The sequence below is a fragment of the Niastella sp. OAS944 genome, assembly GCA_024809215.1.
In the GTDB taxonomy this organism is placed as follows: domain Bacteria; phylum Bacteroidota; class Bacteroidia; order Chitinophagales; family Chitinophagaceae; genus Niastella.
In genome coordinates this window covers 2,613,479-2,633,467 of sequence record JANUBW010000001.1, presented here as the reverse complement: position 1 = coordinate 2,633,467, position 19,989 = coordinate 2,613,479, and the positions used below count along the sequence as shown (strand labels likewise).

General features: G+C 43.8%; 18 protein-coding genes. 12 read left to right on the top strand and 6 right to left on the bottom strand.

Features of this window, described 5'->3' with window-relative positions; genetic code table 11:
• Positions 1 to 109 precede the first annotated feature (109 nt).
• Positions 110 to 1,471 carry an ATP-binding protein gene (locus GGD38_RS10135; protein ID WP_375298109.1) on the bottom strand — a complete coding sequence of 454 codons (1,362 nt, stop codon included), beginning with the start codon at positions 1,469 to 1,471 and terminating at the stop codon, positions 110 to 112.
• A gap of 161 nt (positions 1,472 to 1,632) precedes the next feature.
• Complete coding sequence (locus GGD38_RS10130; RefSeq protein ID WP_375298110.1) at positions 1,633 to 2,466, bottom strand: FIST N-terminal domain-containing protein; 834 nt, start codon at positions 2,464 to 2,466, stop codon at positions 1,633 to 1,635.
• Positions 2,467 to 2,654: 188 nt separating this feature from the next.
• Between GGD38_RS10130 and GGD38_RS10125 the strand changes: the two genes are divergently transcribed.
• From GGD38_RS10125 to GGD38_RS10115, 3 genes are all read left to right on the top strand, one after another.
• Positions 2,655 to 3,539: a ComEA family DNA-binding protein gene (locus GGD38_RS10125; RefSeq protein ID WP_375298111.1), complete on the top strand. Its 885-nt coding sequence runs from the start codon at positions 2,655 to 2,657 to the stop codon at positions 3,537 to 3,539.
• A 172-nt stretch (positions 3,540 to 3,711) separates the two neighbouring features.
• Entirely contained in the window at positions 3,712 to 4,854 is a 1,143-nt protein-coding gene (locus GGD38_RS10120; RefSeq protein WP_375298112.1) for an acyl-CoA dehydrogenase family protein, read from the top strand.
• Between the two features lie 153 nt (positions 4,855 to 5,007).
• A complete protein-coding gene (locus GGD38_RS10115) occupies positions 5,008 to 5,481 on the top strand; it encodes a c-type cytochrome (RefSeq protein ID WP_375298113.1) in 474 nt (157 codons plus the stop codon).
• A gap of 2 nt (positions 5,482 to 5,483) precedes the next feature.
• Here GGD38_RS10115 and GGD38_RS10110 read toward each other — a convergent pair whose 3' ends face one another.
• From GGD38_RS10110 to GGD38_RS10095, 4 genes are all read right to left on the bottom strand, one after another.
• On the bottom strand, positions 5,484 to 5,657 hold the full coding sequence (locus tag GGD38_RS10110) for a hypothetical protein (protein WP_375298114.1): 174 nt from the start codon (positions 5,655 to 5,657) through the stop codon (positions 5,484 to 5,486).
• A gap of 94 nt (positions 5,658 to 5,751) precedes the next feature.
• Positions 5,752 to 6,990, bottom strand: coding sequence for an ATP-dependent Clp protease ATP-binding subunit ClpX (gene clpX, locus GGD38_RS10105; protein ID WP_375298115.1), 1,239 nt, complete (start codon positions 6,988 to 6,990; stop codon positions 5,752 to 5,754).
• Positions 6,991 to 7,112: 122 nt separating this feature from the next.
• Positions 7,113 to 7,754 carry a ClpP family protease gene (locus tag GGD38_RS10100; protein ID WP_375298116.1) on the bottom strand — a complete coding sequence of 214 codons (642 nt, stop codon included), beginning with the start codon at positions 7,752 to 7,754 and terminating at the stop codon, positions 7,113 to 7,115.
• Between the two features lie 52 nt (positions 7,755 to 7,806).
• The gene (locus GGD38_RS10095) at positions 7,807 to 8,502 is read right to left on the bottom strand and encodes a ClpP family protease (RefSeq protein ID WP_375298117.1); all 696 of its coding nucleotides are present in this window, start codon (positions 8,500 to 8,502) and stop codon (positions 7,807 to 7,809) included.
• Between the two features lie 622 nt (positions 8,503 to 9,124).
• On the opposite strand from GGD38_RS10095, the gene GGD38_RS10090 reads away from it, so the two are divergent.
• Genes GGD38_RS10090 through GGD38_RS10050 form a run of 9 tightly spaced genes read left to right on the top strand, consistent with a single transcriptional unit; the run spans position 9,125 to position 19,787 of the window.
• Complete coding sequence (locus tag GGD38_RS10090; RefSeq protein WP_375298118.1) at positions 9,125 to 9,841, top strand: phosphoadenylyl-sulfate reductase; 717 nt, start codon at positions 9,125 to 9,127, stop codon at positions 9,839 to 9,841.
• A 28-nt stretch (positions 9,842 to 9,869) separates the two neighbouring features.
• On the top strand, positions 9,870 to 10,778 hold the full coding sequence (gene cysD / locus GGD38_RS10085) for a sulfate adenylyltransferase subunit CysD (RefSeq protein WP_375298119.1): 909 nt from the start codon (positions 9,870 to 9,872) through the stop codon (positions 10,776 to 10,778).
• Positions 10,779 to 10,812: 34 nt separating this feature from the next.
• Entirely contained in the window at positions 10,813 to 12,051 is a 1,239-nt protein-coding gene (locus GGD38_RS10080) for a sulfate adenylyltransferase subunit 1 (protein WP_375298120.1), read from the top strand.
• A 48-nt stretch (positions 12,052 to 12,099) separates the two neighbouring features.
• Complete coding sequence (gene epsC / locus GGD38_RS10075) at positions 12,100 to 12,927, top strand: serine O-acetyltransferase EpsC (protein ID WP_375298121.1); 828 nt, start codon at positions 12,100 to 12,102, stop codon at positions 12,925 to 12,927.
• 14 nt (positions 12,928 to 12,941) lie between these two features.
• Positions 12,942 to 13,916, top strand: a complete 975-nt coding sequence (gene cysK / locus GGD38_RS10070) for a cysteine synthase A (protein WP_375298122.1) — start codon at positions 12,942 to 12,944, stop codon at positions 13,914 to 13,916.
• 11 nt (positions 13,917 to 13,927) lie between these two features.
• Positions 13,928 to 14,791 carry a uroporphyrinogen-III C-methyltransferase gene (gene cobA, locus GGD38_RS10065; RefSeq protein ID WP_375298123.1) on the top strand — a complete coding sequence of 288 codons (864 nt, stop codon included), beginning with the start codon at positions 13,928 to 13,930 and terminating at the stop codon, positions 14,789 to 14,791.
• Positions 14,775 to 16,526 (top strand): sulfite reductase flavoprotein subunit alpha, encoded by a 1,752-nt coding sequence (locus tag GGD38_RS10060; RefSeq protein ID WP_375298124.1) that lies wholly within the window; start codon positions 14,775 to 14,777, stop codon positions 16,524 to 16,526. The genes cobA and GGD38_RS10060 overlap by 17 nt, the downstream gene beginning before the upstream one ends.
• 42 nt (positions 16,527 to 16,568) lie before the next feature.
• Entirely contained in the window at positions 16,569 to 18,254 is a 1,686-nt protein-coding gene (locus GGD38_RS10055) for an NADPH-dependent assimilatory sulfite reductase hemoprotein subunit (protein WP_375298125.1), read from the top strand.
• A 15-nt stretch (positions 18,255 to 18,269) separates the two neighbouring features.
• Positions 18,270 to 19,787: a TSUP family transporter gene (locus GGD38_RS10050; RefSeq protein WP_375298126.1), complete on the top strand. Its 1,518-nt coding sequence runs from the start codon at positions 18,270 to 18,272 to the stop codon at positions 19,785 to 19,787.
• Positions 19,788 to 19,989 lie beyond the last annotated feature (202 nt).

The following is a 19,989-nucleotide window of genomic DNA, read 5'->3' as shown; positions in this document are numbered from 1 at the left end:
TCCTTACGCTACGCCAGCTTTTACGTAAAGCTATAATAAATGAGAAGGCCTTCCAATACCAGCAAGGCTTGTCTGTATTCTCTTGTCAACTCGTCAACCTGTTAACTCGTCAACTGCCGGTACGGCGACTATACTTCGAGATCATTTCATATAACTCCCCCGGCTTAAAAGGCTTGGCCAAATAATCCGTCATCCCAAACTCGCGGGTGCGTTGCAGAATATCGGCTGAGGCTGAGGCGGTAAGCGCAATGATGGGAATATCGTCGTTGAAGTTCCTTATATGTTGTGTGGCGTTGTAGCCGTCCATTACAGGCATTTGAAGGTCCATCAACACAATGTCGTATGCCGACTGACGCACCTTATTAAGCGCTATGGCGCCATTTTCAGCAACATCAACAGCGCCGTTCCAGTTGGTGATCATTTTCTTGGCCACCATAATATTGAACTCAACATCTTCAACCAGCAATACTTTTATTCCCGAAAGATCATTCTTGCCATTGGAGGTTTGTTGCTGCGGCGCTTCCTGTTTACCGGTTTTGAAATTTATTGTAAAGAAGAATGTAGAACCGCGACCGGGTTCGCTGTTCAAATAAATATCACTATTATGTAAAGCTGCCAGTTGTTTTACAATGGCCAGTCCAAGGCCCGAACCGCCAAACTCCCTGGCAATATCAACGCTGGCCTGGGTAAAGCGATCGAAGATAAGCACCTGTTTCTCTTTTTCAATACCTACGCCGGTATCGGTTACAGAAAAATAAACCGTGGCTTCTTCGCCCTGTATTTTTTCAAGTGAGATGGTAAGGGTGATGGAACCGTTGCGGGTAAATTTAACGGCGTTCGACATCAGGTTGTGCAGAATTTGTCCAAGCCTTACTTCATCGCCCAGTATTATTTGTGGTAACTTTTCATCAATGATCATATTGATGGTATTACCTCTTTCCGCGGCCCGAATATGATGTGCGGTCTTTATATTTTCGGCGAGTTGCTGTAAGCAGATATTCTTTTCTGCCAGTACAATTTTCCCTTCTTCAATTTTACCAAAATCGAGAATATCGTTAATGAGCCGAAGCAGGTTCTCCGCAGAAATATTCAGCGCTTTCAGGTTCTCCAACTGGTTGGGCAAAAGCTGGTCCTGCGATAGTAAATGGGCAATACCAATGATGGCATTGAGGGGCGTGCGAATTTCATGGCTCATCACCGACAAAAAATCGCTTTTGGCACGGGCTCCATCTTCTGCTTGTTCTTTGGCCCTGATGAGTTCTGCTTCGGTTTCTTTTCGCTTTTGTATTTGTTTTTCGAGCCAGCTCATGATATTGATCAGCGCGTTTTCTTCACGCTCTATAATAGCGGCCGCCTTGGGATCGTGCCCAACAACGGCATCTTTCAATTTCTTTACCGACTGGCGGATTATTTTGAAGTTGCAGGTTGTGCAATATGTTCTGGTATTCTTTTTCACATTCCTGAAAAGCACGTTCGGTAAGTTTTTGTTCGGTGTCGAAGTTCCTGTATGCCTGATCAACCAGTTTTAATAACTGTTGAACGGCGGGGTCATACTTCTGTGCGCCGGACAGGGTATTGGCTATTTGCTTTTCAAGTAATTGGTGATAGGGCTGCTGCATATAAGGGTTGGGCTTAAAATTCTGTAAATGTAGTAATGGTCATGGTTTGATGGTGGGGCGAACTGTTATCGGTATTAAAGGGAGAAATATCGCCATACGAATAAAAACCGGTGGTGCAGGTGGCTGTACCAAAGATATCGTTTACGGCGCGTACTTCTTCTTCGGTACGATTGCGTAACCCGGGATTATTACCAATACAACTTACCAGTATAGCCAGATCGGGGTTGTTCGATTGCGAACCGCCTGTTTCTATACACTGTTTGTTGAGATTAAATAACCCATGACCTACCTGTATTTGTTTACCATAAAAACCAACGGCAGCAATCACTCCTTCGGCAGGTAAATGGTTTAATCCTACCAGGGTTTTGGTACAACCGCAACCATCGCCGGCAATGCCGCCGGTAATAGGTATTCGGTTTGTGTTATTGGCGTTGAAACCGGCTTTCAGTTCACTGCCTTCAATATGTGTTTTATCAGAGATAATAAAGGCGGCGCTCAAATCGCTTTGCTGCAATTGCTGCATCAGGTATTGGCCGGCATCGTAGCTTGTTTTATGCCTGTATATATTTGTTTCGAAACAATGAACAACAGTATTCTCAAATTGAATGGCCGTAACAACAACACTGCTATCAAAAACATCGGTATGAATGATCTCGCCCGAGGTGGATGAAAAAATGATATGTGCTTCGGGATAACCTCTTTCGAGGTAATTGAAAACGGCGGCGTCGGTAATAAGCGACGATTCGCCAAACACCAATACCAGCTGGCATTGCATGCGATCAAAGTCCTCAGCGTGCATATGAATTTTCCAGCTTTTATCGATGTACTGGAGTTGTTGAATTTTCATGCGGTTAGTTTTTGGGGAAGGACTAAGGCCATATGTGTAACGTTTATTGAATCAAATACTTATATTTATCATAAAAAAATAAGTGATTTTTTTCCGCCATTTGAAAACTTCCGGGTAATCCCTTAGCGAAAGGCAATAATTATTAGTAGCAGGAAACCTAATAGATTGACACTGCTTAAAGTTTGTTTATGGAAGGCAAATGGAAAGATTATTTCACTTTCTCTAAGAAAGAACGCATTGGTATTTACACCCTGTTGCTGTTGATTGTAGGAACTGCCATACTTCCTCAATTTTTAACATCTCCCTCATTGAACAAAGAACTTACGGCTTCAGCTATTCAACTGGAAAAAGCACCTGTTCAACCCGAAAAAGAATTCACCCGGCGATTGACCTATGAAAAAAGGCCGGATGTTAACCCACCAGCTACGGTTTTCCGGTTCAACCCCAATACATTGGATGAAGCCGGCTGGAAAAAGCTGGGACTGCCTGATCGTACGGTTCGCACCATCTTAAACTACAGGAACAAGGGTGGTAAGTTTAGAACTATTGCCGACCTGCAGAAAATGTATAGTTTAAAACCGGCAGACTTCAACCGCCTGCAGCCATATGTGCAAATAGAAGCGCCGCCATTCCATTATACTGGGCGGCCATCGATGAAATATGTAAAGGCGCCTCCCACAGTGATCGATATTAACCTGGCCGATACAACAGCATTTATTGCATTGCCCGGTATTGGCAGCAAGCTGGCCAGCCGCATTGTTAACTTTCGCAATAAATTGGGTGGCTTTTATTCGGTAGAACAGGTGGGGGAAACGTTCGGCCTAACCGATTCAACCTTTCAAATAATAAAACCGCGGTTACAATGTGAGCCGGTTGTGCAAAAGATAAACATCAATACGGCCGATGTAAACACCCTGAAACAGCACCCATACATTCGCTGGAATGTGGCCAATGCCATTGTGCAATACCGTCAGCAGCATGGAGTTTTTAATACCCGCGAGCAGTTGCAGCAAATAGTGCTGGTGACACCCGAACTATACCAGAAAATTGAACAATATATAGCGGTTGAGTGAGAACGTGACTGTTTACGCTAAATATTGATAATTAGGTGAGTAGGCACAATACTTCGGAACATAGTATTAAATATCCTAAAAAGAATTACTAACATTTGTTAGTGTGTCAAAAATAATATTATATTGCATCGACCTTTAACGATTCTTGCGAGTAATTCAGGTATATTTAAGTATGAACTTTCAAACTTCAGAACTTACAGATCAGGTTGCACAATCTACCCGCGATTTTGCGCAACAGCATATAAAGCCTTATGTGATGGAGTGGGATGAAACCCAGGAGTTTCCCATGCAGGTTTTTAAGGAAATGGGTAAACTGGGTTTAATGGGCGTACTGGTACCTGAAACTTATGGCGGCGCAGGTCTTTCCTATTATGAATATGTAGCCATAATAGTAGAAGTGTCCAAAGTATGCGGTTCCATTGGTTTAAGTTTAGCCGCGCACAATTCGCTTTGCACGGGCCATATGTTGAGTTTTGGCGATGAAGACCAAAAGCGAAAATACCTGCCAAAGCTGGCTACCGGCGAATGGCTGGGTGCGTGGGGGTTAACTGAACCTAATACCGGAAGCGATGCTGCCAATATGAAAACAGTGGCTATAAAAGACGGCGATCATTGGGTATTGAATGGCACCAAATGCTGGATCACCCATGGTAAAAGTGCCGATGTAGCCGTTGTAATAGCCCGAACCGGTGAACCAAGGACAAAGGATAATGCTACCGCATTTATAGTTGAACGCGGCACACCCGGTTTCAGGGGTGGTAAAAAAGAGAACAAGCTGGGGATGCGGGCCAGCGAAACCGCCGAAATGATCTTCGACAATTGCCGCATACCCGATAGTAACCGGTTGGGAAACTTCGGCGATGGCTTTAAACAATCATTGAAGGTGTTGGACGGCGGCCGCATTTCAATAGCTGCGTTGGCGTTAGGTATTGCCAAAGGCGCATACGAAGCGTCTATTCAATATGCAAAAGAGCGTCATCAGTTCGATCAGCCCATTGCTAATTTTCAGGGTATTTCCTTTAAGCTGGCCGATATGGCTACTGAAATAGCCGCTGCTGAATTGCTGATACTGCAGGCCTGCGATTTGAAAATGCGTGGTCAGGTAATGAGTAAAGAAGCCGCCATGGCCAAGTATTATGCCAGTGAAGTGGCCGTGAAAGTAGCTAATGAGGCTGTGCAGATCTTTGGCGGATATGGTTACACGAAAGACTTCCCTGTTGAAAAATTTTATCGCGATAGTAAATTATGCACCATTGGCGAAGGCACATCTGAAATACAAAAGATCGTCATTGCCCGTGAAGTGTTAAGAGCTTAATTGATGAATACTGCTCAACGGTTGCTTGTCATGACAGAGATCCTCCCGATGTATCGGGAGGATTTTTTATTTATTGGCAGCCACTTAAATAGTACAAAAAACAGGCATGGTTAAAGATTATGCGCCATGCCGTTCCTGTAGTACATTTATGGTATGAATAAAGAAGTCAATTACGTGCTGCAGGGCTTCTTACTAACGCTTGTGGTTATAGGAGCCTTTAAATTTGGTGGCTATCTATTAACAATTCCTCCGCCGCCTGAAGAACCTGAGACTAAAGGAATGCAAGACGTTTGTGGTAATGCCCCCAATCCCAAAGATCCCGCTAAGTTTTCTGCAGCAAAAGCATTATTCCTTGATAATTGTGCCTCGTGTCATTCATTATTTAAAGATATGACCGGGCCTTTGCTCATGAATGTACAGCAAAGGGTTGAAAAGAAGGTGATATATGCGTGGATTCGAAATCCGGCTGCGGTATTAAAATCCGGCGATCCTTATTTCAATGGGCTTAAACAAAAGTTTGGCGGCGCAATGATGACCGGGTTTCCCAATTTAACCGATGGGGAAATTGATGCCATACTCGAATACATCAGCGCTTATTCGGCATCGCGGCCTGTGGCGGCAAACTGAGCTTACGGCATAAAATCATCAGCGTCCTTAGGCCCATACTTATCAAACAACTTATCTATGGCGCCGCCAAAGATGGGGAATTTCTCTTTTGCAAAATTCTTTACGATCTCAACCGCTTTGTAAGCCTGTTGCTCAGTTAATCCTTCTGCCATTAGTTTCTTTATCAGTTCTTCCATAACAATATTTTGAGAGGGTAATTTAAAAAGAAATAAAAAAACGCCAGTGTGATTGCTGACGTTTTTTAATGTATTTACATCCCTTAGGGAAAGATTATGCAACTTTCAAAAGGCTCATCTTGCTCTTGTCGAAGTTCTTCTTCGCGTATTCCAGGGTCAAATGGAATACGGTTTGTTTTGAAGAAGGAAGTTCAAACATAGCATCGGTGAGAATGCTTTCGCAAATGCTGCGTAGGCCACGTGCGCCCAGTTTGTATTCCATAGCCTTATCAACCATGAAATCCAGCACTTCATTATCTACGTTCAACTGAATGCCTTCCAGTTCAAATAAACGCTTGTATTGTTTTATCAACGCATTTTTAGGTTCCGTTAAAATAGAACGAAGCGTTGCCTTATCGAGCGGGTTCAGGTGAGTAACTACAGGCAAACGGCCCAGTAACTCAGGAATTAAGCCGAACGATTTAAGGTCAGTGGCATTAATGTATTGCAGCAGGTTCTTTTTCATATGCTCCTGCAGCTCTTTGTTTACATTAAAACCAATGGCGTTGGTGTTAACCCGGCGGGCAATCACTTTATCAATACCATCAAACGCACCGCCACAAATGAAGAGGATATTTTGGGTATTGATCTTTATCAGTTTTTGCTCAGGGTGTTTACGGCCGCCTTGTGGGGGAACCAGTACATCGGTACCTTCCAAAAGCTTCAATAAACCCTGTTGAACGCCTTCGCCGCTCACATCGCGCGTAATAGAAGGGTTATCGCCTTTGCGGGCAATTTTATCAATTTCATCGATGTAAACGATGCCTCTTTCGGCAGCGGCTACGTCATAATTGCATACCTGTAAAAGACGGGTAAGAATACTTTCCACATCTTCGCCCACATAACCGGCTTCGGTGAATACGGTAGCATCTACAATAGCGAACGGCACATTCAGCAAACGGGCTATGGTTTTGGCCAGCAACGTTTTACCGGTACCGGTTTCACCAACCATTACGATGTTGCTTTTTTCAATATCAACCTCGTTATCGGCTGGTTTTTGTTGCAAACGTTTGTAGTGGTTATATACAGCTACTGCTAATACTTTTTTAGCCTCATCCTGACCAATCACATATTCATCCAGAAAGCGTTTAACCTCAATGGGTTTCTTAACATTCAGTTTGAAGGATGTAGAAGGTGGGGTACTTTCATGGCGGATCATCAGCTCCTGTTCAATGATCTCGCGTGCATGCTCAACGCAATTTTCACAAATGTGTCCTTCCTGCCCGGCAATAAGAATCTTTACTTCATCGCGGCTGCGTCCGCAAAAAGAACAGTGTAGTGTTGTTTTAGCCATGTTTAGTATAAATCGCTTACAAAGGTATCTAAATGGAACTCCAAAACCCAATTAAAAATCCCAAACTCCTTTTCTATAATATTAGTATGCGGAATTTGGGACTTTTACAGGTTTACATCTACTTATAACTTTTCAACTACCTGATCTACAATGCCATATTCAATTGCTTCTTTTGCATCCATCCAGTAGTCGCGATCGAAATCTTTCATAACCGCCTCAAATTTCTTTCCACAATTCTCAGCCAGAATGCGGGCGCCAATTTCTTTGGTCTTTTTAATTTGTTTGGCCTGAATTTCAAGGTCGGCACTAACCCCCTGCATATAACCGCCTAAGCTGGGCTGGTGTATCATTACTTCGCCATGCGGGTAGATCATGCGTTTGCCTTTAGCTCCGGCGCTTAACAATATAGAACCCATTGAGGCGGCCAAACCCATACAAATGGTGCTAACCGGACTTTTTAACATGCGCATGGTATCGTACATGACCATACCGCTGGTTACCACGCCACCGGGGCTGTTTATAAAGAATTTGATCTCTTCGCCTGGTTTGTCGGCATCGAGAAGCAACAAACGGGTTACTATATCACGTGCCGACTTATCATCTACTACACCCCACAGATACACAGCTCTTTTTTCAAAAAAGAACTTTTCCATCTTCTTCGCTAGTACCCCAAAATCCTGTTTTTCTTCTTTGCCGTTTTCTTTTGGTTCGTCTTCTTCATCCATGCGAAATGGCTGAAATAAATGATTAGAATATATCTCCATGATATTTTTATTTGAAGTTCGATATGATTTAAAAGTTCTGGTAAAGAAAGAATTAGTCTTCTTTCTTCTCTTTACGTGGGTTAATGAGCAGCACTTCGTCAACCAGGCCATATTCTTTGGCTTCTTCAGAAGTTAACCAGTAGTCGCGCTCGCAATCCTTGTCTACCTGTTTTACGGTTTTACCGGTGTGGTTAGCAATGATATCGTACAGGTTCTTTTTGATCTTTTTGATCTCCTGAACGGTGATCTCGATATCGCTGCCCTGGCCGCCAATGGCGCCGCTGGGCTGGTGCAACATTACCCGGCTGTGCCTTAAGGCTGTACGTTTACCCTGTGTACCAGCGCAAAGCAATACGGCGGCCATAGATGCTGCCATACCAATACAAATGGTAGAAACGTCGGGGGTAATGTAGTTCATAGTGTCGTACATACCTAAACCAGAGTACACATTACCACCGGGGCTGTTGATGTACATCTGAATGTCGCGTGTACGATCGGTGCTTTCGAGGAACAACATTTGGGCAGTTACGATATTGGCTACCTCGTCATTGATAGGATAGCCAAGGAAAATGATGCGGTCCATCATTAACCGACTATATACGTCCATGACAGCGATGTTCATTGGACGTTCTTCAATAATATTGGGAGTGAGGTTCGTAACCTGGTGTTTTTGGTAACTGTACAGGGTATTGCTTGAAATACCTCTGTGGTGTACCGCGTATTTTTCAAATTCTTTTCCAAGATTCATAGTACTTTTCTATTATTTGAGTGGGCAATTTAAGTCTTTGTGGAATATCAAATACCGTGCAACACAAAAAAACAGTCATTTTGGCCTAAGAACCTAATAAACAAGCCTTTTGGAGCTGCTATACAGGCAGTCGACGTGGCAAAAAAAGGCACAATTTGCCCATTCTGCAGCCTAACAGCCACTGATATGTAAAAAAGTCTGCCAGGGTAGCACGGGGCCGCCGGATCGGCTTTGAATTAGCTTATTTTGGCATGAATAATAAGTGCTTTTTTAACAATTATCTTTCGGGCCTGCTAAGAACTTAAAAAACAACATATACCGGTAAATGGTTCTACCTACGTACAAACAATTGTTTGTAGCCGAAATTGTTAAATGGCCGATTTAGTCCACTCGTTTGGTAGAAAAAATTTTTGATATCCATTTTGATACTTTATCTTTGACCTACAAATTGAGTAGACTTAAAATATGTTTCGCTCCCACACCATACACATAATGTACATCTCCACTTGCAACAAATACTGTTGTTGCTGCTAATACTCAATTGATTGATTGTTACTTTGTCCCGATCGTGCATCTTAGCTACTGGTTCCAGATTAATGAATGAAATGAATGATTAAAGCATATGAGCTCACCACTACAGTCAAACTTGTCAGTTTTAACCCACCAATCAGATAGACTAAATATCCGTGATTTTATAAAATTGCTTACTGAACAGTTCCCTGGTAAGGTTACATTTTCAACCAGCTTCAGTTATGAAGACCAGGTAATTGCACATGAAATACTCAGCAATGAACTGCCTGTAAACATTTTTACATTGGATACCGGACGGTTATTCGCAGAAACGTATTCCGTTTGGAACAATACCAATGAGAAATATCACGCAAACATCCACGCCTACTATCCCGATTATCGATTGCTGGAAGAATTCGTCACCGACAAAGGTCCCAATGCATTTTATGAATCATTGGAGAACCGCAAACAATGCTGCTTTATACGTAAAGTAGAACCGCTGAAAAGAGCGCTGGCGGGCAACTCGATCTGGATTACCGGATTGCGTGCCGAACATTCACCCGATCGCCAGGACCTCAGCGTTATTGAATGGGACGAAACCAACCAGATCATCAAATACAATCCTATTCTCCACTGGACAACTGAACAAGTAAAAAAATACATCGACGACAACAATGTGCCTTATAACATTCTGCACGACCGTGGCTTTGTAAGTATCGGTTGCGCTCCATGTACCCGCGCCATTCGCCCCGGAGAAGATTTCAGGGCCGGCCGCTGGTGGTGGGAAGACGCATCAAAAAAAGAATGTGGTCTGCATATACATAAATAATTATTAACTGAATTCCGAAATATAGAATATGAGTAAGTATAGTTTAGATTATCTGGATCATTTGGAATCGGAAGCTATTCATATCTTCCGCGAAGTAGCAGGGCAATTTGAAAGACCGGCTTTATTATTCTCCGGTGGTAAAGACTCTATCACCTTGGTACAACTGGCGTTAAAAGCATTTCGCCCCGGTAAATTTCCCTTCCCGCTGGTACACATCGATACCGGCCACAACTTCCCCGAAGCACTGAAATACCGCGATGAGCTGGCTGAGAGGCTTGGCGAAAAATTAATTGTACGTAACGTAGAAGATACTATAAAAGCAAAAAATCTTACTGAACCTAAAGGAAAGTTTGCCAGCCGTAATGCGTTGCAAACTTTTACTTTATTAGATACCATCGAGGAGTTCAAGTTTGATGCCTGTATTGGTGGCGCCCGTCGCGATGAAGAAAAAGCAAGAGCAAAAGAACGCATCTTCTCTGTACGTGATGAATTTGGTCAATGGGACCCCAAACTGCAACGCCCCGAATTATGGAATACCTATAACGGTAGAATAAATAAAGGAGAGAACGTACGTGTGTTCCCCATCAGTAACTGGACGGAGCTCGACGTGTGGAATTATATCCGCCGCGAAAAGATAGAGCTGCCTTCTATTTACTTCTCACACGAACGCGATGTTATTGACCACGAAGGACAATTGGTAGCTGTAAGCGATTTTATAAAATTAGATGCTACTGATACCGTGCTGAAGAAAACAGTACGCTATCGTACCGTAGGTGATATGACCTGTACCGCAGCGGTAGAATCAAAAGCTGATAATATCGATGATATCATCAGCGAGATCACAGCCACTAAAACCAGCGAACGCGGTGAAACCCGTATCGATGATAAAGTGTCTGAAGCAGCGATGGAAGACAGAAAGAAAAACGGCTATTTCTAATTACAGCAACCCAAACTCAAAATTCTTTTTAATAATGGATTTACTCAGATTTATAACCGCCGGTAGTGTTGATGATGGCAAAAGCACATTGATAGGCCGTTTATTATACGATAGCAAAAGTATAATGATCGATCAGCTGGAGGCAATTGAAAAACAAAGTAAGAATAAAGAACAGGGTGAAATAGACCTAGCTCTGTTAACCGATGGGTTACGTGCCGAAAGAGAGCAGGGTATCACTATAGATGTAGCGTATAAATATTTCTCTACGCCTAAACGTAAGTTTATCATTGCCGATGCGCCCGGGCATATTCAATATACCCGTAACATGGTTACCGGTGCATCAACAGCCGACCTGGCCATTATTTTGGTTGATGCGCGTAACGGTGTTGTTGAACAAACCCGCCGTCACTCCATCATCGCTTCATTATTGAAGATCCCGCATGTGGTAGTGGCCGTAAATAAAATGGACCTGGTTAATTACTCGCAGGATGTTTACAACAACATTGTGATTGATTATGTAGAAGTGGCAAAATCACTGGGCCTGAATGATGTTACTTACATTCCCCTCAGCGCCATGTATGGCGATAACATTGTTGAAAAATCTGAAAAGCTGGCCTGGTATGAAGGTCCTTCTTTATTAAGCTTCCTCGAAAGCGTAGAAGTAGAGCAGGATATCAATCTTACCGATCCCCGCTTCCCTGTGCAATATGTGATCCGCCCGCAAACCGATGATCTGCACGATTACCGCGGTTATGCCGGAAAAGTGATCAGCGGTATTTATAAAAAAGGCGATGCCATTACGGTTCTGCCTGCAGGCAAGACCAGCAAAATTCAAAAAATTGAACACAACGGGGTAGAAGTAGATGAAGTGTTTGCACCGCAAAGCGCCATCCTTCACCTTGAAGATGATATAGACATCAGTCGTGGCGATGTTATCGCAAAAAGCGATAACCTGCCAAAAACAACCCAGGAGCTGGATGTTGTATTGTGCTGGATGGATAACAAACCTTTGACAACAGGTAATAAATATTTATTACAGATCAACAGCCGGGTAGTAAAAAGTGTGATCAAGGAAATTGAGTACAAGCTCGATGTGAACACCCTGCAAAAGACAGATGCTACTTCAGCCGGCTTGAACGATGTAATAAAAGTGAAAATAAAAACAGCGTCGCCCATACCGTACGATTCATATAGCGATTTGCGCGAGAACGGTGGCGCCATTTTGATAGATGAAACAAGCCACGTAACAGTAGGCGCCTGTATGATCCAATAATTCTATAGTTGAGTGTAACCAGGTTGTTAAACTTTGAACAATGAAACTATGAGCACGAAGGAATTTATACAGCATTTATTTGCACAGCATCAAAAAGTGGATAGGTCATTTCCCGATAAAGAATTGGCCGAGCAGTTCATTGATCAAATGTTCAACCTGTTGTTTCTTCCCAGCAGAAAGTGTCATCAGCCACACGACCTTGAAAAAGAGTTCACCTTATTAAAAGGTCATTTATTAAGCCTGGCGTACGATGTAGTGCATAAAGAAGAAAAAGCGGTACACATTGCCGAAACCTTCTTTGAAGCAATACCTGAACTGTATGCCAAATTGATAAAAGATGCGCAGGCATTGCTGGCATTTGACCCCGCTGCGCGTTCGGTTGAAGAAGTGATAGTGGCTTATCCGGGTTTTTATGCAACAGCCGTTTACCGCTTATCGCACCAGTTATGGGAGCAGGGCGTAGAAGTGCTGCCAAGATTGTTCACCGAATATTCGCATAGCAAAACCGGTATCGATATACATCCCGGCGCGCGCATTGGTGAAGCATTTTGCATTGACCATGGAACAGGTATCGTGATTGGCGAAACAACCGAAATTGGCAATAATGTAAAAATATACCAGGGTGTAACGTTAGGCGCTTTGAACGTTTCGAAAGACAATGTTGCAAAACGCCACCCTACAATTGAAGATAGTGTGACTATATATTCCGGAGCCACCATTTTAGGCGGAACAACGGTAATAGGAAAAGATAGCATCATTGGTGGTAATGTTTGGCTAACGTATAGTGTGCCCTCAAACTCCGTGGTATATCATAAAAGTGAAGTAAAGGTGCGTGATAAGAACCCGTTTCCGGAACCATTAAACTTCGTCATATAAAAAACTGATTTGTTATGATCACAGAACAACCAAGCACAACGAATAATATTTCTGATAACCAAAACAACCAGCGTATGAGAGCCGGTAATATTTTAGAGACCATCGGTCAAACCCCGCATGTTAGAATAAACAGGCTGTTTGGCAATGACCACGAAGTATGGATAAAACTGGAACGCAACAACCCCGGTAACAGCATTAAAGACCGTATTGCATTATCCATGATCGAAGATGCAGAGAAGAAAGGTATCCTTAATAAGGACAGTGTTATCATTGAACCTACATCGGGCAACACCGGTATTGGTTTGGCCATGGTAGCAGCGGTAAAAGGATACAAGTTGATTTTGGTTATGCCCGAATCGATGAGTGTTGAAAGAAGACAATTGATGGAATTGTATGGCGCTACTTTCGAATTAACGCCCCGCGAAAAAGGTATGAAGGGCGCTATTGAAAAAGCAAAGGAACTGGTTGCAGCAACGCCTAATTCCTGGATGCCACAGCAGTTCGACAATGCGGCTAACGTAAAAGTGCACCGCGAAACAACGGCGCAGGAAATTCTGGCAAGCTTCCCCGACGGTATCGATTACCTGATCACCGGCGTAGGTACCGGCGGTCACATTACCGGTGTGGCAGAGGTGCTGAAAGCAAAATTCCCCAACCTGAAAGTACTGGCTGTAGAACCAGAGCTATCTGCTGTTATCAGCGGAGGCGCTCCCGGCCCGCACCCATTACAGGGTCTTGGTGCTGGTTTTATTCCTTCTATTCTGCAAACAAATTTGCTCGATGGAACTGTACAGGTAGGTAAAGACGAATCTTTCACTTACGCACAACGCCTGGCCAAAGAAGAAGGTATTCTGGCTGGTATTTCAACCGGCGCAGCACTGGCAGCAGTAGGAAAGGCATTGGCCGATATTCCAAAAGGCGCCCGTGTACTTACATTCAATTACGATACCGGCGAAAGATATTTGTCAATCGACGGTTTATATAAATAGTTCGCCCGTACATGCAAACGAACCCAACATATGGTAAAGTGATACTGGCTGCTGCCGGTCCCGGCGATCCGGAACTGGTAACGGTAAAAACAGTGCGCTACCTGCAAAAGGCCGAAGTGGTTTTGGCCGATCGCCTGGTAAGCGAAGTAATATTGCAGGAGTATGTGAACAGCAATGCCGAGGTGGTTTTTGTGGGTAAGCAATGCAGCCGCGGTTCATCAACACCGCAGTATACCATTAATGAACTGATGGTGCATTATGCAATGCAGGGCAAGCTGGTTGTACGGTTAAAAGGGGGCGATGCATCGATGTTCTCTAACATTCTCGATGAATTACAAACCCTGGTACAACACAATATACCATATGAAATTGTGCCCGGTGTAACCGCCGCCCTTGGTGCAGCAGCTTATGCCGGAATGCCATTAACGGCCAGAGGGTATACCACCTCCGTGCGTTTTTTAACCAGCTACAAACTGGATGTTGTAACCGAAACGTACTGGAAAGAACTGGCCCAAACCAATGATACCCTGGTTTTTTATATGTCGTCTGAAACCCTGGACCATGTGGTTGACAACCTGGTAAAGCATAATATAGGAGACGAAAAGTTGCTGGCGGTAATAGAGCAGGCAACCACGCCGTTACAAAACGTACACGTAACCAATCTATATAAATACGATGAGCAGCTTCGGGGAAAAACATTTGTTTCCCCGTCGCTGGTCATCATAGGTAAAGTGGTGGCCTTGCACGAACAGTTCAAGTGGATTGAGAACAGCAACAGCGCCGAGCATTATTTTAAACCACTGGCAAAACTGATTACAACGACACCCGATTCTGAAAATGCGGAAAAAGTAAATAAACATGTTAGCAGAGCATAAACTGAAATTGTTACAGGATTTAGTAAGGTCTTCTACAAAGGAAGAGCTGGTTTGGATGAATGGATTCCTCGCCGGCGTTCTTATGAATTGCCACGAGCAGCCGGCATTGGCTTCAGCTCCAACAGCTGCCAGTGCACCTGCAACAGCAGCAGCACCCGTTGCAGCACCTGCAGCTCCATCAGTATCCAAGATCACCATTGCTTATGGTACTGAAACCGGTAACTCAAAAAAGCTGGCAACCGAAATGGCTGCCAAAGCAAAAAAGAGCGGCATTCAGGCCAAAGTGGTAAGCCTCGACCAATACAGGCTGAACGACCTGGCTAAAGAAGAATACTTCTTTACCATCATCAGCACCCAGGGCGAAGGCGAACCACCTGCTACAGCGAAGAAATTCTACGACCATATTCATCAGAACGGGTTCAAGCTGCCCCAAATGAAATTCGGTGTACTGGCACTGGGCGATACTTCGTATCCCCTGTTCTGCAAAGCCGGCGAAGATGTTTATCAACAGTTACATAAACTGGGCGGACAACCGGTTGCTCCGTTAATTAAATGCGATACCGATTACCAGGGCGATGCCGATGGCTGGTTCTCGCAGGTGTTGCATTCGCTTACAACAACTACCAGCAGCAACGGTACAGCATCAGTTGGCGCCGTAGTGGCTAAAAAGCCGGCTGGTAAAAAAACATATGCTGGTACTATTATTACCAATGTTAATTTAAACGATAGAGGTTCAAGCAAAGCAACCCATCATATAGAAATTACAGCAGATGACCTGGAATACCAACCCGGTGATTCAATTGGTATCATTCCAGAGAATGCACCTGCTGTAGTAGACGCTATCCTTGCCATTGCCGGCATCGATGGGAAAAAATCAGTTGCCTTTCGTAACGAAACACATACAGTTGTAGAGTTACTAAAGAAAAAACTGAACATTGCTTATTTACCCGAGCGCGTAGTAAAACAATACGCTGCCATAGTAAAACAGGATATTCCTGAAACAAAGATCAGTTTACTCGATCTGCTGAAAATATACCCGGTAAGCAATGCCGCGCAGTTCGAAGATGTGATTGGCATTCTTGAACCAATTACCCCCAGATTATATTCAATTTCATCATCGCCCCAGGCGCATAGCGGTGAGGTGCATGTCACCATTGCCCGCGATAATTTTAAGGTGAACGGTGAAGTAAAGCAGGGTTTATGCTCAAACTACCTGGCTGAACTGGCAGTTGACAGTTCACTGGAATTTTATGTTCACAAGAACAACCAGTTCCGTTTACCCGCTCCTGAAAAAGATGTAATTATGATTGGGCCCGGTACCGGTATTGCGCCATTCAGATCCTTCATTGCTGAGCGCGATGCGGCCGGCGCCGAAGGACGTAACTGGCTCTTCTTTGGCGACCAGCATTTCGTTACCGACTTCCTGTATCAAACAGAATTGCAGAACTGGATGCAGACCGGTGTACTAACAAAAATGAACGTAGCCTTTTCAAGAGATCAGGCAACTAAAATATATGTGCAGCACAAAATGCTGCAACACGCCAGGGAGTTGTATGAGTGGTTGCAAAATGGCGCTTATGTATACATATGCGGCGCCAAGGAACCAATGAGTGTGGATGTGGAGAACACCCTTCTGCAGATCATTGAGCGTTTTGGTAACAAAACATCTGTACAGGCTATTGATTATTTAAATAACCTGAAAGAAGAAGGCCGGTTCCTCAAGGACGTGTATTAGTGAAAGTGAGTTTACATTTTTCCACATTGAACATTGAAAATTATGAGCACGAATCAAAATAATTTGTCTTCTACCGAGAAAATAAAAATGGCCAGCGATGGCTTGCGCGGTACGTTAAAAGAAAGCCTGCACGATGAGTTAACAGGTGCTATCCGTGAAGATGATCAGGCATTGGTTAAGTTTCATGGTATGTACCAGCAGGATGATCGCGATCGCCGTGAAGAGCGCAGCGCCAAAAAACTGGAATGGTTGTATTCATATATGCTCCGTTTGCGTTTACCCGGTGGATTTATGACCGGTGAACAATACGTGGGCCTGCATAATATTGCCGGTGAACATTCAACCGGAGTTATAAAGATCACTACCCGCCAAACCATACAGCTGCATGGCATTTTAAAATCGCATGTAAAGCCAACTATTAAGGCTTTCAACACCATACTCATTGATTCTATTTCAGCTTGTGGCGATGTGAACCGTAATGTGGCTTGTGCTTCACACCCCAAGTTCTCACCAATACATGAAGAAATATTTTCCTACGCGGGAAAAATAAGCAAATTGGGTTTGCCAAAAACAAAAGCCTATTATGAAATATGGCTCGATGAAAAGCCCTTGCTTGACCCTAAGGAAAAAGAAGAAGTAGAAAAAGATCCATTATACCAGGACCGCTATCTGCCCCGTAAGTTCAAAATAGGTATCGCCATTCCGCCAAACAACGACGTGGATGTATTTACCAATGACCTGGGTCTTATTGCCATTGTTGAAAATGACAAACTGATAGGGTTTAATATTGCTGCCGGTGGTGGCCTGGGAACTACGCATGGTAACGCTGCCACTTACCCGCGCCTGGCCTCTATGCTGGGTTTTGTACGTGGTGAAGAGCAAACGCTTAAAGCGGTGCTGGAAGTTATTACCATTCAGCGCGACCATGGTAACCGCAGCGATCGTAAGCTGAGCCGCCTGAAATACACCATCGATAAAATGGGTGTGGAAGCATTTAAAGCAGAACTGGAAAAACGTTGCGGTTTCAAACTCGAAGAGCCAAAACCATATACCTTCACCAGCAGAAAGGATGAATATGGCTGGTATAAGAACCACGAAGGCAAATGGTATTATACTGTATTTATTGAAAATGGCCGTATAGCCGATGAAAAGGTGGCGCTAAAAACAGCCTTGCTGGAAGTGGCAAAAACCGGTAAAGCCAATTTCAGGTTTACGAGTAACCAGGGCCTCATCATCAGCGACATTTTGCAAAAGGATAAAAAGGCTATAGAAAAGATATTGACCGATTTTGGTATTATTGCGCATACTGACGGTGCAGGCGCCGTACGTAAAAATGCCATTGCCTGTGTTGCCTTTAATACGTGTTCACTGGCGCTGGCCGAAGCACAACGCTACATGCCAACGCTCATCACTAAAGTGGAGCCTATATTGGCAAAATATGGCCTGCAGGATGAGGAGATCTCGATGCGTATGACCGGTTGCCCCAACGGTTGCGGAAGGCCGTATGCAGCGGAGATCGGTTTTATAGGTACTGCCTATGGCCGTTATAATTTACATTTGGGTGGCGACCGTGAAGGTTTCCGTTTGAATAAAAAGTACAAAGAAAATATCGATGAGCCCGCAATTTTGAAGGAGCTTGATGAACTGTTTGAGAGATACAGCAAGAACAGAAAGTCTGGTGAAACATTCGGCGATTTTGCGGTTCGCGAAAAGTTGGTAACGTTTTAAATACTGCTGACGAGCATGACGACAGAACAAAAACTACCGGTAAAACAAACAAACGGCGCTCCTGCCGATCAGGGCAACCTTTTATTTCCAGTTTTCTTAAAGCTGGAAGACCTAAAGGTATTGCTGGTAGGAGGGGGAAAAGTGGGGGCAGAAAAACTATCTGCCATACTTGGCAATTCACCCGCAGCGCCCGTTACTGTTGTCGCAATCAGCATTTCTGACGAAGTTCATAAACTGGCAAAACATCATCCTAATGTTACACTTCATGAGCGGGCTTTTGTAGAAGCCGACCTGGAGAACAAAGACCTGGTGGTGATTGCAGTGAACGAAAAAGAATCAAGCCTGGCTATACGGGCGGCTGCCAAGGATAAAAAGATCCTGGTGAACGTAGCCGATACGCCCGAGCAGTGTGATTTTTACCTGAGCTCAATTGTACAAAAAGGCAATTTGAAAATAGCCATTTCTACCAATGGCAAATCACCTACTGCTGCCAAGCGTATAAAGGAAGTATTGAACCATGCGTTGCCCAATGAACTCGACGACATGATCAATAACCTGCATGCAGTAAGAAATAAACTGAATGGCAATTTTGAGTATAAGGTAAAACGCCTGAATGAAATTACCCGCATCCTGGTTGAAAAGGATAATGTGGAAAGAGAGCGGCGCTGGCGCAAGATCGCTACGTATTCGCTCATCGCGTTCGGGTTGATGCTCATAGGCCACTTTATATTCTCATACTTACCATTTCAACGAATAGCCGATGATACCGTAAAATGGTACTCACATCTCGATAAGAATTTCCACTGGATGCTGCTGGCCGGTTTTCTGGCGCAGCTGGTTGATGGTGCTTTAGGGATGGGGTATGGTGTTACCAGTGCTACCATTCTGTTAACAGCAGGTGTTAGCCCGGCTGCTATGAGTGGTAGTATACACACGGCCGAAATGTTTGCCAGTGGCGCATCGGGCTATAGCCACTATAAATTCGGGAACGTAAACAAAAAGTTGTTCAAGGCTTTAGTGATACCGGGGGTAATAGGAGCTGTGTTGGGCGCAATATTGTTAGTAAAGTTTGGTGACGCACAAACAGCTTATATAAAACCCGTTATTGCCACCTATACTATGTTGCTGGGTTTACGTATACTTTGGAATGCGTTTAAAAAAGAGCAGAAAAAAAAGAAATTCAAACACTATGGCTGGCTGGCCGCTTTTGGCGGTTTCCTCGATTCATTTGGCGGTGGCGGTTGGGGACCCATTGTGACAACTACCTTAATTACCAAGGGCCGTAGTCCGCGGTTTGTGATAGGCTCAGTAAGCCTCACCGAATTTTTTGTTACCCTGGCCAGTGCATTTTCATTCTTTTTTATGTTAGGGGTAACCCACTGGCAGGTGATAGTGGCCCTTATATTAGGCGGTTTAATTGCTGCACCTGTGGCTGCAAGGCTGGCCGGAAAATTACCCCGTAAAACTTCCCTGATCTTATTGGGTATTTTGGTGGTCATCTGGAGCCTGAAAATCATAGTTAAGATCTTTTAAATAGTAGATCCCGGCAGAAATATGGCCGGGATTTAAATTATGTTATTAGTCTACTAAAAAAATGGACTATATTCGCATCGAATTAGCCCGGTAACTAACTAAATGCCGGGTTTTTTTAAGCTCTTTTAGTCTATTAAATTAATAGACATGATTAGTTGATCAATGCATCCCGGTTCTTCGCAATACCGGGATTTATTATAAA

Bases quoted from the DNA above. Each gene is read 5' to 3' on its own strand.
- GGD38_RS10130 (WP_375298110.1), bottom strand. From the start codon at position 2,466: ATGAAAATTCAACAACTCCAGTACATCGATAAAAGCTGGAAAATTCAT.
- GGD38_RS10125 (WP_375298111.1), top strand. From the start codon at position 2,655: ATGGAAGGCAAATGGAAAGATTATTTCACTTTCTCTAAGAAAGAACGC.
- GGD38_RS10120 (WP_375298112.1), top strand. From the start codon at position 3,712: ATGAACTTTCAAACTTCAGAACTTACAGATCAGGTTGCACAATCTACC.
- GGD38_RS10115 (WP_375298113.1), top strand. From the start codon at position 5,008: ATGAATAAAGAAGTCAATTACGTGCTGCAGGGCTTCTTACTAACGCTT.
- GGD38_RS10110 (WP_375298114.1), bottom strand. From the start codon at position 5,657: ATGGAAGAACTGATAAAGAAACTAATGGCAGAAGGATTAACTGAGCAA.
- clpX (WP_375298115.1), bottom strand. From the start codon at position 6,990: ATGGCTAAAACAACACTACACTGTTCTTTTTGCGGACGCAGCCGCGAT.
- GGD38_RS10100 (WP_375298116.1), bottom strand. From the start codon at position 7,754: ATGGAGATATATTCTAATCATTTATTTCAGCCATTTCGCATGGATGAA.
- GGD38_RS10095 (WP_375298117.1), bottom strand. From the start codon at position 8,502: ATGAATCTTGGAAAAGAATTTGAAAAATACGCGGTACACCACAGAGGT.
- GGD38_RS10090 (WP_375298118.1), top strand. From the start codon at position 9,125: ATGAGCTCACCACTACAGTCAAACTTGTCAGTTTTAACCCACCAATCA.
- cysD (WP_375298119.1), top strand. From the start codon at position 9,870: ATGAGTAAGTATAGTTTAGATTATCTGGATCATTTGGAATCGGAAGCT.
- GGD38_RS10080 (WP_375298120.1), top strand. From the start codon at position 10,813: ATGGATTTACTCAGATTTATAACCGCCGGTAGTGTTGATGATGGCAAA.
- epsC (WP_375298121.1), top strand. From the start codon at position 12,100: ATGAGCACGAAGGAATTTATACAGCATTTATTTGCACAGCATCAAAAA.
- cysK (WP_375298122.1), top strand. From the start codon at position 12,942: ATGATCACAGAACAACCAAGCACAACGAATAATATTTCTGATAACCAA.
- cobA (WP_375298123.1), top strand. From the start codon at position 13,928: ATGCAAACGAACCCAACATATGGTAAAGTGATACTGGCTGCTGCCGGT.
- GGD38_RS10060 (WP_375298124.1), top strand. From the start codon at position 14,775: ATGTTAGCAGAGCATAAACTGAAATTGTTACAGGATTTAGTAAGGTCT.
- GGD38_RS10055 (WP_375298125.1), top strand. From the start codon at position 16,569: ATGAGCACGAATCAAAATAATTTGTCTTCTACCGAGAAAATAAAAATG.
- GGD38_RS10050 (WP_375298126.1), top strand. From the start codon at position 18,270: ATGACGACAGAACAAAAACTACCGGTAAAACAAACAAACGGCGCTCCT.